This is a genomic window from Streptomyces europaeiscabiei (assembly GCF_036346855.1).
Taxonomy (GTDB): Bacteria; Actinomycetota; Actinomycetes; order Streptomycetales; family Streptomycetaceae; genus Streptomyces; species Streptomyces europaeiscabiei.
This window is the reverse complement of sequence record NZ_CP107841.1, coordinates 4,939,764-4,956,742: the sequence shown is the minus strand read 5'-3', so window position 1 is coordinate 4,956,742 and position 16,979 is coordinate 4,939,764. Positions and strand designations below refer to the sequence as shown.

Sequence of the window (16,979 nt, the reverse complement as noted above, 5' to 3'; positions counted from 1 at the left end):
CCGGACGGCGTGCCGGCGAGAGAGGCGAGAGAGGAGGGAGAGGAGGGAGAGGAGGGAGACCGCAGGTCGGCGTCGACGAAGCAGGCACCCGGCGTCGGCCGAGGCTTTCCCCCGCTCCACGGCTTCACCTACCGTTCACGCTGGGGCGGAATGCGGGCGTCCGCCTCGCCGGTTGACGTTGGACATGACTTCTCTTCGCAAGCTGGGCACGTCCGACATCGAGGTCTTCCCGCTCTCCCTCGGCGGCAACGTCTTCGGGTGGACCGCAGACGAGGCACAGTCCTTCGCCGTCCTCGACGCCTACGCGGCCGCCGGCGGCAACTTCGTCGACACCGCCGACTCCTATTCGGCCTGGGTGGAGGGCAACAAGGGCGGTGAGTCCGAGACGATCATCGGCAACTGGGTCAAGTCCCGGGGCAACCGCGCCGACGTGGTCATCGCGACCAAGGTGAGCCAGCATCCCGAGTACCAGGGTCTGACGGCGGCCAACATCAAGGCGGCGGCCGACGCCTCCCTCGCCCGCCTCGGCACGGACCACATCGACCTCTACTACACCCACTTCGACAAGCCCGAAGTCCCCGTCGAGGAGATCATCACCGCCCTCGACGACCTGGTGAAGGCCGGCAAGGTCCGCGCGATAGCCGCGTCCAACATCACGCCCGAACGCCTGCGGGCCTCCCTGGACTTCTCGGCCGCCGAGGGCCTGGCCCGCTACGTGGCGCTCCAGCCCCACTACAACCTGGTCTCCCGGGACACCTACGAGGGCCCCCTCCAGGCCCTCGCCACCGACGCCGGCCTTTCCGCCGTCCCGTACTTCGCCCTCGCCAAGGGCTTCCTGACGGGCAAGTACCGCCCCGGCACGACGGTCGACAGCCCTCGTGCAGCCGGTGCCGGCGCGTACCTCGAAACCCCGGCCGGCACGCGGGTCCTCACGGTCCTCGACGAGATCGCCGAGTCCCGCGGTGCCGCCCATGCCACCATCGCCCTCGCCTGGCTCGCCGCCCAGCCGACCGTCGCCGCGCCGATCGCCTCCGCGCGAACCGTCGACCAGCTCCCCGCCCTCCTCGCCGTCGCCGACCTCACCCTCACCCCCGAGGAGGTGAACCGCCTGACCGAGGCCTCGGCATAGCGTCCGCGTACCGCCGCCCGGGGCCGGCGGGGGTGGGCCACACCCACAGTGCCGCGCGACGCCCACCCGGGCCGCCGCCCCGGCGGCGTGACTGGCCGCGGCCGGGCGGGGGACGTACGGAGCGGGGACTGAGCGGAGGGCTGAGCGGGGCCGGGTGGTCGGCCCCGCGGCACGGCTGCGCACAGAGGGACCACCGGGCAGGACGCCGGGCAGCCACACCGACGACCGAGCGGTCACAGCGAGGAACGCGGCACGCACCCGCCGACCGACGCCACCACGCCCGGTCCGCCGCCTCCACCTGGAAGTGGTTGTGCGGGTGCGTCAGGCCCGTCGCAACGGCGGCCCGAGAAGTCACACCGAACCAACCCCGAGCAGCAGGGCCCCAGGCGACGGGCGACACCCCGGCGCGGCCCCGCCCCACCGACCGGCAGCTCGCGAACCGCCCAACAGGCGGCTCGTGCACCGCTAGTACTGATACGGGTTGTACGAGGGATACGGAGCCATCCCGTAAGCCACCGGCTGAGGGTAGGCCGACCCGTACCCGTACCCGTAGCCGCCGTGCCCGTAGCCGCCGTACCCGTACCCGTGCTTCGGCCCAGCTTCCCGCCCCGCGTATCCCATCGCGGGCCGAGCCAACCCCCGCCGTCGCCACAGCTCGAACAACAGCTCCCGCTCCCGCAGCGCGAAGCCATCCCCGGCCCGCCCCCGCAGCCCTCGATGACGCAGGAACGCCAACTGCGTCGCGTACGCCTCGTACTCCGCGACCGACCGGGCCCCCGCCTTTCCGAAGTGGTGCGCCGCGTACTCCCGCGCCACGCGCCGAGCCCGCATCGACCCCAGCACGTACGGCTCGGCCGGGGTCAGCCACCCCGCGGCCGCATACGCGGGCAACGCCTCCCGCACGGTCCGCAACTCCCGCTGCCGAGCCCAGATCACCAGCCACGTCAGCAACCCGAACACCGGCACCATGAAGGCCGCGTACACCGCGAAGAACCCGTACTCCCCGAACGTCGCCGACCCGTTCCAGACCGCGTGCATCCCCATGGCGAGCAGCAGCCCACCCACCGGCACGAGCACCCGCCTCCCCCGCTGCCACTCGGCGGAGAACGCCGCGATCCCGAACCCGATCCCCGTCAGCACGGTGAACAACGGATGCGCGAACGGCGACATGATCACCCGCACGAAGAACGTGGCCGCGGTGACCGACGCCAGCCCACTGCCCCCACTGAGCTGATCCGTCCCGAAAGCGGTGCCCAGATACAGGATGTTCTCGGTGAACGCGAACCCGGTCGCGGTGAACCCCGCGATCACCACGCCGTCCACGATCCCGGTGAAGTGCCGCCTCCTGAACAGGAAGACAAGAAGGATGGCCGCGGCCTTGGCGGTCTCCTCCACCACGGGCGCTATGACGGTGGCACCCAGCGCGTCGGCATGCGAGGGGTCCGCGGTCGCCGTGGCTATCCACCGGGTCGCAAAACTGTTCGCCACGATGGCTATGAGTGCCGCGGCACACGCCCCCCAGGCGAAGGCGAACACCAGGTTGTGCCAGGGCCCGGGCTCCACCCGGTCGAGCCACCGGAACGCGGCCATGAGCAACGGCACGGGCAGCACGGCGAGCCCCAGCCCGACGAGGAACCCCTCCGTGCCGGTCTGTTCACGGACGAGCGCGAGGATGACGAACCCGGAGACCCCGAGCAGCCCTATCAGGGCCCCGTATCTGACGCTCTTCCGCTGCCACCAGCGCGTGGGCCTGAACGCATACCCACCGGCAGGGCCGCCGGGGTGCGTCGGGTAGGGGGGACTGGTGGCCATTGCATTGACCCTAACGAGGGATGGCGCCGCCCGCGACGGCGCGTGGTGCGGCCCGCGGGGACCGGGCCCGCCGGACCGCGCCCATCGGACCGCGCGCCCATTGGACCGGTCCGCGGGACCGCGTCCTGCGAACCGGCGTCCTGCGAACCGTCGTACTTCGGACTGTGCCCGCAGGACTGTGCCCGCCGGACTGTGAACGACGGCCCTCAGACGCCTGTGGGGGGTTGTTCGGACTCCTGCATCTGCTCTCGTTCCTGCTGCTGCTCACGCTGCTGTACGCGGCGGAAGAGCAGATCGTTCACCACATGACCCTTGTCCAGTCCCTGTCCCTCGAAACGGGTCTGCGGCCGGAAGCCGGGACGTGGCGCGAACCCGCCGTCGGCCCGGGTGTTCTCGAAGTCGGGATGCGCGGTCAGTACGTCCAGCATCTGCTCGGCGTACGGCTCCCAGTCCGTCGCGCAGTGCACGATCGCCCCCGGCCTGAGCCGTGACGCGACGAGCGTGAGGAACTCCGGCTGGATCAGCCGGCGCTTGTGGTGCCGCTTCTTCGGCCAGGGGTCGGGGAAGTAGACCCGCAGCCCGTTCAGCGAGCCCGGGGTGAGCATCTCCCGCAGCAGGATGATCGCGTCGCCGTTCGCGACCCGCACATTCGACAGACCGTCCCGGTCCGCGAGATTCAGCAGGTTCCCCTGGCCCGGCGTGTGCACGTCCACGGCGAGCACATTGGTGTCCGGATCGGCGGCGGCCATCCGAGCGGTCGCCTCGCCCATCCCGAACCCGATCTCCAGCACGACGGGCTTCTCGTCGCCGAACAGCTCGACGAGATCCAGCGCCCGCCCGTCGATGTCGAGCCCCCACTTGGGCCACAGCCGCTGCAGCGCGTCCGCCTGCCCGGCCGTCACCCGACTCCGCCGGGGCTGGAAGCTCCTGATCCGCCGCTCGAAGTGCGACCCGGCGGGATCCGGCCTGGGCCCGTCGGGAAATCGCGGCTCACCCTTGTCTCGGGTGTGCCGAAGGGAGGCACCGGTGGTGCGGGGCTCAGGGGCATCAGGGGAGTCAGACACAGTGCCCCGATTTTACGACTCCCCGAGACGCCGGCCCAGCCTGCCCACAGCCGCGCGTGGGGGCGCCGGCGAGCGAAACCCGCCCCCGCCCGGCGCCGGTCGCCGCCCAGCGCCCGCCCGGCGCCGCCCGCCGCGCACCGCTCGGCCGAGCGCCCGTCACGCCCCGGCCAGCGCGGCCAGCGCCCGCCGGCCCACCTCCCGCCCGATCGGCAGCGAAGCGGTCGCCGCAGGCGAAGGCGCGTTCAGCACATGCACCGCCCGCGCCCCTTCCCGAATCAGGAAGTCATCCACCAGCGTCCCGTCCCGAAGCACGGCCTGCGCCCGCACCCCCGCAGCCGCAGGCACAAGATCCCCTTCCGAGACCGCCGGCAACAACCGCCGCACCGCCCCGGTGAACGCCTTCTTCGACACGGACCGCCGAAGCTCCCCCGCCCCGTACCGCCAGTGCCGCCGGGCTATCCGCCAGGACCCGGGCCACGCCAGTGTCGCCGCCAGCTCCCGCACCCGCACGGTCCCCCACTCGTACCCCTCGCGGGCCAGCGCGGGCACGGCGTTGGGCCCGACGTGGACGCCCCCGTCGATCCCCCGGGTCAGATGCACCCCGAGGAACGGGAACGCCGGATCGGGCACCGGATACACGAGTCCACGGACCAGCTCGGGCCGCGCCAGCTCGTAGTACTCCCCCCGGAACGGCACGATCCGCATCCCGGGCTCGTCCCCGGTCATCCGGGCCACCTCGTCGCAGTGCAGCCCGGCGCAGTTCACCAGCACCCGCCCCCGTACGACGTCACCGCCCCGGATCCGTACGGCGACCCCCAGCGAGGCCCGCCGCTCGATCCGCTCGACCTCGGCGCCGTACCGGATCTCGGCGCCGGACGCCCGCGCGAACTGCCGGGCCACCCCCACGAAGTCACAGATCCCGGTGGTGCCGACGTGTATGGCCGCGAGCCCGCGCACCTCCGGCTCGTACTCGGCGATCTGGGCGGCGCCCAGCTCCCGCACCGGAATCCCGTTCTCCCGCCCGCGCTGCACGAGGGCGTGCAGCCGGGGCAGCTCCGACTTCTCGGTGGCGACGATCAGCTTCCCGGTGACGGCGTGCTCGATGCCGTACTCGGCGCAGAACTTGACCATCTCGGCGGCGCCCCTGACCGCGTACCGCGCCTTCAGCGACCCCGGCCGGTAGTAGATCCCACTGTGGATGACGCCGCTGTTCCGCCCGGTCTGATGCCGGGCCGGCCCCGGCTCCTTCTCCAGCACGGTGACCCGCGTGCCCGGCGCGGCCCGCGTGATCGCATACGCCGTCGACAGCCCGACGATTCCGCCGCCGACCACGAGCACATCGCAGTCGTACGCGCCCTGCCTCCGCACGCGCCCCACCTCCCGACTCCGATAGTGCACTGCACCACTGACAATGCCCTCAAACCCGGAAGCCGCCTACATGGCGCTGCTCACGTTCTCTGATGCCGAGCGCCCAGGGCCGCGCCCCCTCGAGGGGGCGCGGCCCTGGGCGTGAAACCACGACGCCCCCGCAGCCGCAAGATCACATGAACCCGGCGGACGAGCAGGCACCCATGACCTTAGGCAGGTGTCATCAAAAGAGGACGAGCCCTCTCCCGCAGCTCGATCACCCGCGGCTCATCCCCGTACGGCTCCAGCCGGTGCAGCAGATCCTTCACGTACTCGGTGGTGCGGGCCGAGGAGATGCGCCCCGCGACCTCCACCGCCCGTACGCCCTGCTCGCACGCCGCATCGAGGTTGCCCGACTCCAGCTCGGCGACCGCGGACACGACGAGCCGCAGCCCGTGCGAGCGTACGAACTCCTCCGTCGGCCGCGACAGGGCCTGCTCGGTGAAGCGGCGCACCTGACGCGGCGCCTTGAGGTCGCGGTAGCACTCCGCGGCGTCCGCAGCGAACCGGTCGTAGCCGTAGAAGCCGAGCCAGGTCGGATCGTTGTCTCCGTCGCGGGCACGCTCCAGCCAGCCCTCGGCGGCCTTGAGGGCCGCCCCGGCGGCCACCGCGTCGCCCGCTCGCGCGTGCGCCCTCGCCTCGACGAGCCGGAAGAAGCTCATCGTGCGCGCGGTGGCCAGCCCCCGGTTGCGTTCGAGGGCGGCCTGCGCGAGATCGACGCCTTCGTCGCCGAAGCCGCGGTAGGTCGCCTGCAGGGACATCGTGGCGAGCACGTACCCGCCCAGCGGCACGTCGGCCGCGGCCCGCGCGAGCCTCAACGCCTGGATGTAGTACCGCTGGGCCGCCTCCTGTTGACCCGTGTCAAAGGCCATCCAGCCGGCGAGGCGGGTGAGTTCCGCGGACGCTCCGAACAGCGCGCGGCCCACCTCGTCGGAGTACGCCCCGAGCAGCAGCGGCGCGGCCTCCACCCGCAGGCACTCCGGCACCATCGACGAACGCCAGTCGCCGCCTCCGTACTTGGAGTCCCAGCGCCTGGCGTCCTCGGCGGCCTCCCGCAGCTTCTGGACATCGCTGTGGCCGACTCTCAGCGGCGACCCCGAGCCCTCCGCCGAGCTCGCCTCGCGCTCCACCGAACTGTCGGCCGGGGTTATCAGCCACCGCGAGGCGGGCGTCGCGTACGCGCTCACCGCGAACGATCCGGCGAGGGACTGCCAGATGCCGCCGGTACCCGCGCGGCGGCCGGCGAGGTCGAGGCGGTACAGTTCCGTCGCCGCGCGCACCGCCTGTCCGACGTCACGGGGGAAGGCGAGGCCCACTTCGGGGGCGGGATCCGCGTCCGCCAGGCCGATCTCGTGGAGCGGCACCGGGCGGCCGAGCTTCTGCCCGATCGCGGCAGCGATGAGATGCGGCGCGGCGCCCTGGGGGACCATGCCCTTGGAGACCCACCGCGCCACCGAGGTCTTGTCGTAGCGAAGTGTCAACCCGCGTTGAGCGCCAAGGTCGTTGACGCGACGCGCGAGTCCTGCGTTGCTGATTCCCGCGAGGGCGAGAACGGCGCCGAGTTTTTCGTTCGGCCCGCGTTGCTCCCTGGACATTGCGCCACCCCTCGAACAGACGGCTGCCGCGGCGGCATAGGCACGCGGCATTCGTAAACCCAGCGTAGTTCGCCGCATCCCAAGCGTTAAGGGGCCCAAATCCGGATGGCGGGATTGTGGTCCGTACGAAAGTACGGACGAAGTACGGAGTGTTGTCACGTGCTCCCGCTGTGTGGCCGTGCGCCCGGCCGTGCGCTCTTCTCCGGCCACCGGGGGAGCGGTTCCATGGTCGTGCGTGGGTCGGCCCGCTGTACTGGATCCGGTGGGCTGGGGGACACCGTCGCCTACATCCCCGCGGGCGGCGGACCGGTCCGGGGGGCGAACTCCGCCTCCCGGACTGTGTGTTGACGCTGTGTCGTCATCGGGGCGGTACGGCGGGTGTGCCCACTTCGCCCCGCAGGGCCGATTTGGCCGAAAATCGACGGTGGTTGTTGAGGGTGAATACCGCTCCGACCACGTCTGTTGAGGGCGCGTTAGGTCTTTTGGGGGAGCGTACCGGGGGCGCATTCACGTCGTAGACCCGGGGTCCACCTTTGTCGACCACCCTTCTTCCGGGGCGACTTGAGGGTGTGACGGGGGAGCGCTCAAGGCTCCCTGGGGGCGCACTTACCGGTGTGCAAGCCGCGCTACGCGCTCTCCGGCAGGCCTTCTTCGTGGCAGCATGGGTGCCGTTCGTTCGGTGCACTGGTTGTCCACAGCCTGTGGAGGCGTCGATGCGGTGGTTGGTGGGATGGAGCAGTACCGCCGCTGGCGCACCCGTCTTCGGCTCCGGCGGCGCGACCGGACCCGACGGTGAGAGCGTGCACCCGGTCGGCTCCCATCTTCTGTGGGGCGACCCCGACCCGCTGTGGGCCGTCGGCGACTGGCGCCCCGACGAGGTGCGCGTCGTGACGGCCGACGCCCGGACGAGGATCGCCGTCCTCGGCATCTGCGGCGCCTCCGACGAGCAGCTGCGCGTGGGTCTGTTCGCCGCCCGGGGCGGTGCCCTGCGCCACCTCACCGCCTGGCCCGGCAGCTACACCGCCGTCGTCCAGGTCGGCCGCCGGCTGACGGTCTGCGGCGACCTGGCGGGCGCGCGCCCGGTCTTCCACACCCCCTGGGCGGGCGGCACCGCGTACGCGACCGCCGCCCTCCCTCTCGCCGACCTCATCGAGGCCGACCTCGACTTCGGGTACCTGGCAGCCCTGCTGGCCGCCCCCGACGTACCGGACGCCCTCCAGGACTCCACCCCGTACGACGGCGTGCGCCGCATTCCCCCGGGGCACGCACTGATCCTGCGCGCCGGGGCCCGCGAGATCGCCGGCTACGAGCCGGTCGCCTCCCTCGCCGTCGCCGCCCCCTCCGCCGACCCGGCCAGCGCGGTGGACGCCGTGCGTGACGCGCTCGTCGAGGCCGTACGGACCCGGCTGTCCGCGCCCCGGCACGTGCCCGACGTCGACCCCGGCCCGGTCCCCGGCATGGGCCCGGCCGAGCGCCGGGCCGCCCGGGGCATGCCCGTCCCCGGCATCGGCGCCGACGTCTCCGGCGGCCCCGCCTCCGGCACCCTCGCCCTGCTCGCCGCCGGCCTGCCCGGTGCGCCCGGCACGGTCCTGGGCCACGGCACGGGCGCCGGTGAACGCCTCCTCGCCGTCACCTTCAACGACCTGGCCACCTCCGGCCGCGAGACCGAGCTGGAACGCGCGGGCACCCTGGCCGCCAACCCCCGCCTCCACCACGTGGTCGTGACAGGAGGCGAGGAAGTACTCCCGTACGCCGACCTCGAAGTCCCCCTGACCGACGAGCCGGGCCCCTCCCTGGTGACGGCCGCCCGCCACCGCGCCCGCCTCGCCTCCGGCAGCGCGGACCACTTCACCGGCTACGGCGCCCGTCAGGTCCTGGATGCCCATCCCGCCCGGCTCGCCGACCTCCTCATGGACCGCAAACGCCGCCACCTGGTCCGCCCGGTCGCCGCCCTCGCCAGGGCCGACGGCTCGGTGATGGTCCCCGCGCGCGTGTACGGCGCCGCCCGGAAGCTGGCCCGCACCCCGTACCGCTCCGGCGTCGAAGTCCTCGCCGACCGCCTCATGCAACGGCGCTTCGAGGAGCCCGGAGGCGCGGTGGGCGCCTCGCTGGCCGCCCTCACCTGGGCCAGACCGGGCCCCGCAGCCCGCTGGCTCACGGGCGAGGCCCTGGCAGAAGTATCGATTCGCCTGGGAGCGACGACGGGCCGCCCCACCGTCGGCCCCGGCCAGCGCCCCGGCGACTTCCGCGCCCGCGCGGCCCTGGCCCGCCACGCGGCGGACCTGAGGATCCTGGAACAGGCGGTGGAGATCCGCTCCCAACGCCTCCACACCCCCTTCCTCGACAACCAGGTCGTCCGCGCCTGCCGCACCCTCCCCGAGGCCCTGCGTGTCCAGCCGGGCGCCCGCGCCGCCATCCTCCGTACGGTCCTGGAGGGCGCCGGCGTCACCGACCTCCCGTCCGGCTGGGGTGCCCCCTCCCACGCCACCTCCACCGCCGCCGCCCGCACCGGCCTCCGCGTGGCCGCCGACACCCTGATCACCCTCTTCGACACGCCACTGCTCGCGCAGGCGGGCCTCGTCGAAGCCCGAGTGGTCCGCAAGGCCCTCCGCGCGGCCGCCGAGGGCGAACCCCTCCCCCTCGACGGCCTCGCCGACCTGGTCGCCCTCGAACTCTGGCTACGCCGCCTCCTCTCCCGCCGCGGCACCTGCTGGACAGGCACCCCGGCAAGACAACGCGCGGTACCGGCCGGCATCACACCGCCAAGAGGCGCACTGGGCACGGGAGCGACGGCCAGACGGGCGTAGCCCCAGGCCTTCGGGGCCGAGGGCGTCGCGCATCGAACAAGGGCTCCGCCCCGCCAGGACATGGCGTTGCGCATCGAACAAGGGCTCCGCCCCGCCAGGACATGGCGTTGCGGACGGCGAGAGCACCCACGCCCGCCATCCGTGCGCCGACCGATGAGAACAGACACCCGCTCCTGAACCCGGGCCTACCTCTGAACCCCGGGCCGGACCCGGGCCTACCTCTGAACCCCGGGCCTACCCCTGAACCCGGGCCGGACCCGGGCCTATCCCCGAACCCGGGCCCCCGGGCCTACCTCTGAACCCCGGGCCGGACCCGGGCCTACCCCTGAACCCAGGCCTACCCCTGAAACGGGGACCCGCTCCTGAACCCGGACCCGCCCCTCAACCCGGGCCGGTCGCCGAACCGTCATCCGCAGCTGAACCTCGACTCCGCCCAGTCCGCCAGCACCGGCAGCTCGTAGTGGCTGTGCGGCTCGACGACCAGCCGTACCGTCTTCCGCCCGCTGAGATCCACCCGCACCGGGACCGCCGGATCCCCACCCCGCACCGGCCCGGACCTCCACAGCCGTACCCCGTCGCCGTAGACGGAGAAGAAGACCTTGCCGAGGCCGTGCGTCAGGTCGTCGACGCCGACGAGCGCGTCGTACGAGCCGCACCGGCGGTTGAGATCGATGGTCACGGAAGAGCGACCGTGCACGGTCACCCCGTTCGCGTACCGCTTCCCGGCGATCGACACCCCGTACCGCTGCCAGACCCAACTGCTCTCCGCGAGCCGCATCTCCGGCTCGGTGCCGCCGCCGAGGACGCCGTACCGCAGCTCGTTCCACTGATGGACGGCCGGGGGAGCCGACGGGGGTGGGGGAGGGGGCGTCGGGGTCGGCGTGGGCGACGGCTTCGGCGGCGCGGCAGGCGTGGGCGGCGTGGGCGTGGGCGTCGGCTTCGCGGCCGGAGCCGGTGTGACAGCCCGCGACGGCGAGGGCGATGGTGTCGGTGTCGGCAACGGCCTGGACACCGGCACCACCACCGCGGGCGCGCCCGGCGCCGGCGCCTCCTCCGGCGGCGTCGAGGGATCCGGCTCCGGCGCGGCCTCGACGGGCCGCGAGGCGGACGGCTTGGCCGGCGGTTCCTTGGGCTCCACGTCGTCGCCCGCCAGCGCGAGCGCCACCGCCGCGGCGACCATCCCGGCCACACTCACCGCGATCCCGGCCTTCGCCGGCGCGCCGAGCCACTCCGCGGCGGCCCCGCCGCCCGCGCCCGCACCACCGGATCCACCGCTCACGGTGGCCGCCGCACCCGCGGCCCCGGCCCCCGCGCCACCGGCGACCAGCGCGGCCACCTTGGCGTACCCGGCCGCACCGAACCAACCGATGACCGCGACCGGTACGACAGCCGGGATCCCGCTCGCGACGTCCTTGATCTGCCCGGCGGCCAGCCGGCACGCCGCGCACTCCTCCAGATGAGCGCGCAGCCCCCGCTCGGCCCGCGTCCGCAGACTGCCACGGGCGTACGCGCCGAGCCGGTCGGCGTACCGCCCGCACTCCCCCGCGTTCCCGGCGAGCGTGGCGGACACATGGGCCTGCAGATACGCCTGCTTCAGCCCCTCCCGTGCCCGACTGGCCAGCACCCGGGTGCCGTTGGCGTCCAGCCCGAAGAGCGGGGCGACCTCGCTCGGTGACTCGTCCTCGACCTCCGTGTGCCACAGCACGGCCTGCCACCGCTCCGGCAGCGAACGGAACGCCCGCATCGCCATCGACTGCTCGGCCTCGTGCATCGCCCGCACCTCCGCGCCGAGGTCGAGCGTGTCCGTGTCCGACACCGCGGCCCCGCGCGAGGCCTGCGCCGCGAACACGGCGAAGTCGTCGACGAGCTGCTCCCGCCTTGCGGAACTCGTCCACGTGGCGGCGACCCGCCGCACGGACGTGAGCAGGTAGGCCCGTACGGCGTGCTCCGGCCCGGAGCCGCCCCGCACCGCCTGCAGCATCCGGGCGAAGACCTCGGCGGTGAGGTCGTCGGCGGTGTGGGCGTCCCGGCAGCAGGTCCGCGCATACCGGCGGACGGCCTCCGCGTGCCGCCGGTACAGCTCCTCGTACGCCGAGTCACCCCCCGACCGCATCCGCTCGATCAGATCGGCGTCGGAGGGTGCCCGCGGCGGCAGCACCCCGGAGTCGAACCGATCCCACTGCGCCGGTATCCCACGCCCCCCTTGGCTGGGCACCTGAGGCTCCGTCTCCGCCCCCGGCCTCGGCTCGCCCAGCCCGTCAACACCCATCGCGGAAGCCCCCGCCGCCAGCCGACCCAGTCCCGAACACCAGGGCAGAGTGCCATATTGGCTTTTGTTCAGTCCCTGGCACTACGGACATACCACTCGTCCGAGGGGACTCCCAGACCTCGGTACCGCCGTTCACCCATATGAGTAACCCGCGCCCCGCAGAGGGGCGCGGGGAACTGCGAGAGCAACCCCTACCGGATCCGCACCCGACAACGAACCCCTCAGGGCCGAAGGGGCAGCGCCCCCGGGGACGGGAACGGGGACGGGAACGGGTAGGGGCGGCGGGGGCGAACAACCACCCGCGCCGCCCCTGAAGGAACGAACCCTCACCCGACCCTCATCAGGCCGGCCGAGACCGCAACCCCTCCAGCAAGATGTCGAGCAACCGAGCCGAAGCGGCAGCCTGCTGCGCCGCATCCGGCAACGCGGGCGCACCCGTGGCGATCACCAACAACACGTCCGCCACGGTCACATCAGCCCGCAGCGCACCGGCCGCCCGAGCCCGCTCCACCAACTGCCCCACCACCTCGAGCAGCGCCGAAGCCCCGGCATCGTCCACCGGCCCACCGGAACCGCCGACGCCACCGGCACCCGAATCCGCCGAGACCAGCCGGAGCTCGGCCGTCGGCTGAACCCGCTGCTGCGGCACCCGCGCCTCGTCCACGACGAACGCGCCGATGCCGTCGGCCTCGGCCGCGTCATCCGCGACCCCGACCCGCAGCACCTGCGGCGGCAGCAGCCGCCCGGCACCCGAGGCCACGGACGTTCGCAGGAACCGCGACAGTGCCTGCCACGGGTCCTCCTCCTGTCCGAGCGCCACCCTGGCCTGTTCGGTGAGCCGAGACGTCTCCTCCTCGGCTATCCGCCGGACCAGGACGTCCTTGCTCGGGAAGCGCCGGTACACCGTGCCGACACCGACCCGCGCGCGGCGGGCCACGTCCTCCATCGGCGCGCCGTACCCCAGCTCGCCGAAGACCTCGCGCGCCGCGCGCAGCACGTGCTCGAGGTTGCGCTGTGCGTCCACGCGGAGCGGAGTGGACCGCACTCCGTCACCGCGTCCGTTGCCGCCCGCCGCGCCGATCGCACCACTGGGTGCGATGGTGGACGCGGACGACCAATGGGACTCCTGAATATGCATACGTATTCCCCCGGTAATGACGTCTCCCCCCGGAGACTCTCCCCGTCATCGGAAGCCGGAGCGGCGGAACGAGCGTCCAAGGTCCTCGGTGGTCACCGATTTCCTTCGTCGGCAACCCGGTCCCCGAACCGGCCCGCCCGTCGCGGACCACACGGAACCCGGACCCGAACCCGAGATCCACAACCCCGATCCCGGACCCGACCGAACTTCTTGAACGCATCCCCCCTACACCCCGTCGACACACGAACATAGTTGAGCGGGAGTCAATTCAGAAGGGGCACGTTCCGCACGGAGCGCCCCCCGATCGGAGTACGGGCGGTTTACGTCCGGTTTGCGCACCCTCCTGCCGCCCGGCTCACACCATCTGACCTGCGCACCTGTCGTGCACGCCGGCAAATCGGCCAACCCCGCGCCTTTGTGGAGACCGGTCACACAAATTGCCGGGCCTGTGGACAAACCAGCGAGCAAGGTGCGTCATGGGAGGGTGAAGGAACCGATGCGCATTCTTATCGTCGGCGGCGGATACGTCGGGCTGTACACAGCGCTGCGTCTGCAGCGACAGCTGAAACCGGAACTCGGACGTGGCGACGTCGAGATCGTCGTCGTGTCCCCCGACCCCTATATGACGTATCAACCCTTCCTTCCGGAGGCGGCCGCGGGCTCCATCTCGCCCCGCCATGTCGTCGTCCCGCTGCGCCGCGTCCTCGACCAGTGCAAGGTCGTCATCGGCGAGGCCACCTCGATCAACCACGCCAAGCGCATCGCGACACTCGACACCCTCGCCACCGAGGAGGAGGGCACCGAGGCCGAGCAGCTGACGTACGACGAACTCGTCCTCGCCCCCGGCTCGATCTCGCGCACCCTGCCCGTCCCCGGGCTCGCGGACTACGCCATCGGTTTCAAGACCGTCGAAGAGGCCATCGGCCTGCGCAACCACGTCATCGAGCAGATGGACATCGCCTCCTCCACCCGCGACCCCGCGATCCGCGACGCCGCCCTGACCTTCGTCTTCGTGGGCGGCGGCTACGCGGGCGTGGAGGCGCTCGGCGAGCTGGAGGACATGGCCCGCTACACCGCGCGGTACTACCACAACGTGAAGCCCGAGGACATGAAGTGGATCCTCGTGGAGGCCTCCGACCGCATCCTCCCGGAGGTCGGTGAGGAGATGGGCCGCTACACGGTCACCGAGCTGCGTCGCCGCAACATCGACGTACGCCTCCACACCCGCCTCGAATCGTGCGCCGACCGCGTCGCCGTCCTCAGCGACGGAGCCCGCTTCCCGACCCGTACGGTCGTCTGGACGGCCGGCGTCAAACCGCACCCGATCCTCGCCGCCACCGACCTGCCGCTGAACGAGCGCGGGCGCCTGAAGTGCACCGCCCAGCTGACCGTCGAGGGCGTCGCGCACGCCTGGGCCGCGGGCGACGCGGCCGCCGTCCCCGACGTCACCGCCGAACCCGGCAGGGAGACCGCCCCCAACGCCCAGCACGCCGTACGCCAGGCCCGCACCCTCGGCGACAACATCGCCCGTTCCCTGCGCGGCCAGCCGCTCCAGACGTACTCGCACAAATACGTCGGCTCGGTCGCCTCCCTGGGCCTCCACAAGGGCGTGGCCCACGTCTACGGGCGGAAACTGAAGGGCTACCCGGCTTGGTTCATGCACCGCGTCTACCACCTGAGCAGGGTGCCGACCTTCAACCGCAAGGCCCGCGTCCTCGCCGAATGGACCCTCGCCGGGCTCTTCAAACGGGAGATCGTCTCGCTCGGATCACTCGAACATCCCCGTGCGGAGTTCGAACTCGCGGCCGGTGGAAAGCCCCCTGAGGACCCGAAGGGGTCGTCCTGACCGGATCCAGGAACTCCACCGTTCAGGCTGACGTCTGACGGATGTCGGTCCGGTCGGCCAGACTGGTCGGCGACGTGATCCATGATCTCGGGCGGGGCCACCACCCCGCCCACACGTACCCACGACCAGGCGTCCCCCACCGCCGCACCCGGGGCACCCCCGGGCCACCGGCCGGATCCGGAGCCGGCCACAGACGACAACACGAGGCACGAGGCAAGGATTCGGTGAACTTCACGCGCTGGAGCGCCCGGCTCCCCGGTACGCAGCGCCGCGCCGCAGCGCGGACCGAACACACGGTCACCCCGGACCGGCGGGGGGAAGGCTCCGTACCCGCGGCCCGCGCCGAACGGCAGACCGACGACCCCCCGGACGACCCACCGACCGTGCCCGCCGTCGACGACCTCCCGACCCGCGAGATCCTCGACCGCATCCCGGCCCTCGTCGCCCTCGTCCACGGCTCCGACCACCGCACGGCCTACGTCAACGACGCCTATGTCGCGGCCTTCGGCGTGCGCCCGCTCGGGGAACCCGCCCGCGAGGCCCTGCCGGAGCTGGACGACCTCGGCCTCCTCCCGCTCCTCGACCAGGTCCTGCGCAGCTCCAGGTCCCGCACGGTCAAGTCCCGCAAGGCCGCCGGCGGTCGCAGCTACACGATCACCTGCACCCCCGTCGACGTACCGAACGGCGCCGGGCAGAGCGACGGCGGCGTCCTGATCTTCGCCGCCGACGTCACCGACCACGCCGAGGCCGCCGAACGTCTCCGCGCGAGCGAACGCCGCCAGCGCGAGACCGCCGTCACCCTCCAGCGCTCCCTCCTCCCGCAGGAGCTGGAGGAACCCGACGACCTGCGCATCGCCGCCGTCTACCACCCCGGCGGCACCGAGACCGCCGTCGGCGGCGACTGGTACGACGTCATCACCCTCGGCGGCGGCCGCACGGCCCTCGTCATCGGCGACGTCATGGGCCGAGGAGTGCGAGCGGCCGCCGTCATGGGCCAGCTCCGTACGGCCGTCCGCGCCTACGCCCGCCTGGACCTCCCCCCGCACGAGGTGCTCCAACTGCTGGACGGCCTCGCGACGGAGATCGACCCCAACCAGATCGCCACCTGCGCCTACGCCGTCCACGACCCAAACGAGGGCCGCCTGGTGTACTCCTCCGCGGGCCACCTGCCCATCCTCGTCCGCGACGAGAGCGGCACGGTCCTGCGCGCCGACGAACCGACCGGCCCTCCGCTCGGCACCGGTGGCTGGACGCACTCCTCCGGCTCGATCCCCCTGGGCCCCGGCTCCACGGCCGTCTTCTACACGGACGGCCTCGTGGAGCGGCGCGACGAGGACCTGGACGAGGGAATCGCCGCCCTGGAACGCGCCCTGTCCGGAGCCACGGGCACCCCGCAGGTCGTCTGCGACCGCCTGGTCCGCTCGACGGGCGTCACCGCCGACCACGACGACGACGTGGCCGTCCTCGTCCTCCAGCACCCCGCCCGTGTCGGCCCCGACAGCGAACTCTTCCGCAACGCCGCCCTGGAACTCCTCGGCGGCGTGGAAGCGGCCCCCCGCGCCCGCGCCTTCGCCTCCGGCGTCCTCACCAGCTGGCGTTTCCCCCCGGAACTCCACGACCTGGGCGTTCTTGCAGCCAGCGAACTCGTCGCCAACTCCCTCCAGCACGGCACCCCACCGATGCGGCTACGCCTGCGCCGCACCGACCGCCGTCTGATCGTCGAGGTCACCGACGGCAACGACCACCTTCCGCGTCGCCGCCGGGCCGACCCCGCCGACGAGTCCGGCCGCGGCATCGCCATCATCGCCACCATCGCCTCCAACTGGGGCAGCCGCCGAGCCCCGGGCGGCGGCAAGGCGGTGTGGTGCGAGTTCGCCCTGCCGCGGACGACCTGAGCGGCGGGGGCCGCACC

General features: G+C 72.7%; 10 protein-coding genes. 4 read left to right on the top strand and 6 right to left on the bottom strand.

The annotated features are described in order from the left end of the window. Window positions 1-184 precede the first annotated feature (184 nt). Window positions 185-1,129: an aldo/keto reductase gene (locus tag OG858_RS21610; protein ID WP_086753867.1), complete on the top strand. Its 945-nt coding sequence runs from the start codon at window positions 185-187 to the stop codon at window positions 1,127-1,129. A gap of 465 nt (window positions 1,130-1,594) precedes the next feature. Here OG858_RS21610 and OG858_RS21605 read toward each other — a convergent pair whose 3' ends face one another. The 4 genes from OG858_RS21605 to OG858_RS21590 all read right to left on the bottom strand — a co-directional run bounded on the left by OG858_RS21605 (window position 1,595) and on the right by OG858_RS21590 (window position 7,007). Next, entirely contained in the window at window positions 1,595-2,941 is a 1,347-nt protein-coding gene (locus tag OG858_RS21605; protein ID WP_319069446.1) for a PrsW family intramembrane metalloprotease, read from the bottom strand. Between the two features lie 206 nt (window positions 2,942-3,147). Then, window positions 3,148-4,005: a tRNA (guanosine(46)-N7)-methyltransferase TrmB gene (trmB, locus tag OG858_RS21600; protein WP_319069448.1), complete on the bottom strand. Its 858-nt coding sequence runs from the start codon at window positions 4,003-4,005 to the stop codon at window positions 3,148-3,150. Between the two features lie 156 nt (window positions 4,006-4,161). Next, complete coding sequence (lhgO, locus tag OG858_RS21595; RefSeq protein ID WP_328544619.1) at window positions 4,162-5,373, bottom strand: L-2-hydroxyglutarate oxidase; 1,212 nt, start codon at window positions 5,371-5,373, stop codon at window positions 4,162-4,164. A 209-nt stretch (window positions 5,374-5,582) separates the two neighbouring features. Next, complete coding sequence (locus tag OG858_RS21590) at window positions 5,583-7,007, bottom strand: MFS transporter (RefSeq protein ID WP_086752849.1); 1,425 nt, start codon at window positions 7,005-7,007, stop codon at window positions 5,583-5,585. Window positions 7,008-7,720: 713 nt separating this feature from the next. On the opposite strand from OG858_RS21590, the gene OG858_RS21585 reads away from it, so the two are divergent. Continuing rightward, window positions 7,721-9,814, top strand: a complete 2,094-nt coding sequence (locus OG858_RS21585) for an asparagine synthase-related protein (RefSeq protein ID WP_319069452.1) — start codon at window positions 7,721-7,723, stop codon at window positions 9,812-9,814. 406 nt (window positions 9,815-10,220) lie between these two features. Here OG858_RS21585 and OG858_RS21580 read toward each other — a convergent pair whose 3' ends face one another. Together OG858_RS21580 and OG858_RS21575 are read right to left on the bottom strand one after the other, a co-directional pair. Continuing rightward, window positions 10,221-12,083, bottom strand: a complete 1,863-nt coding sequence (locus OG858_RS21580; protein WP_319069453.1) for a sigma-70 family RNA polymerase sigma factor — start codon at window positions 12,081-12,083, stop codon at window positions 10,221-10,223. Between the two features lie 340 nt (window positions 12,084-12,423). Then, window positions 12,424-13,221, bottom strand: a complete 798-nt coding sequence (locus OG858_RS21575; RefSeq protein ID WP_319069454.1) for a TetR/AcrR family transcriptional regulator — start codon at window positions 13,219-13,221, stop codon at window positions 12,424-12,426. Between the two features lie 496 nt (window positions 13,222-13,717). Here OG858_RS21575 and OG858_RS21570 point away from each other — a divergent pair, with 496 nt between their 5' ends. Continuing rightward, on the top strand, window positions 13,718-15,067 hold the full coding sequence (locus tag OG858_RS21570) for an NAD(P)/FAD-dependent oxidoreductase (protein WP_319069455.1): 1,350 nt from the start codon (window positions 13,718-13,720) through the stop codon (window positions 15,065-15,067). 224 nt (window positions 15,068-15,291) lie between these two features. Then, complete coding sequence (locus OG858_RS21565; protein ID WP_319069456.1) at window positions 15,292-16,962, top strand: ATP-binding SpoIIE family protein phosphatase; 1,671 nt, start codon at window positions 15,292-15,294, stop codon at window positions 16,960-16,962. The last annotated feature ends 17 nt before the right edge of the window (window positions 16,963-16,979 follow it).

Bases quoted from the DNA above. Each gene is read 5' to 3' on its own strand.
- OG858_RS21570 (WP_319069455.1), top strand. From the start codon at position 13,718: ATGCGCATTCTTATCGTCGGCGGCGGATACGTCGGGCTGTACACAGCG.
- OG858_RS21575 (WP_319069454.1), bottom strand. From the start codon at position 13,221: ATGCATATTCAGGAGTCCCATTGGTCGTCCGCGTCCACCATCGCACCC.
- OG858_RS21605 (WP_319069446.1), bottom strand. From the start codon at position 2,941: ATGGCCACCAGTCCCCCCTACCCGACGCACCCCGGCGGCCCTGCCGGT.
- OG858_RS21585 (WP_319069452.1), top strand. From the start codon at position 7,721: ATGCGGTGGTTGGTGGGATGGAGCAGTACCGCCGCTGGCGCACCCGTC.
- OG858_RS21580 (WP_319069453.1), bottom strand. From the start codon at position 12,083: ATGGGTGTTGACGGGCTGGGCGAGCCGAGGCCGGGGGCGGAGACGGAG.
- OG858_RS21590 (WP_086752849.1), bottom strand. From the start codon at position 7,007: ATGTCCAGGGAGCAACGCGGGCCGAACGAAAAACTCGGCGCCGTTCTC.
- OG858_RS21610 (WP_086753867.1), top strand. From the start codon at position 185: ATGACTTCTCTTCGCAAGCTGGGCACGTCCGACATCGAGGTCTTCCCG.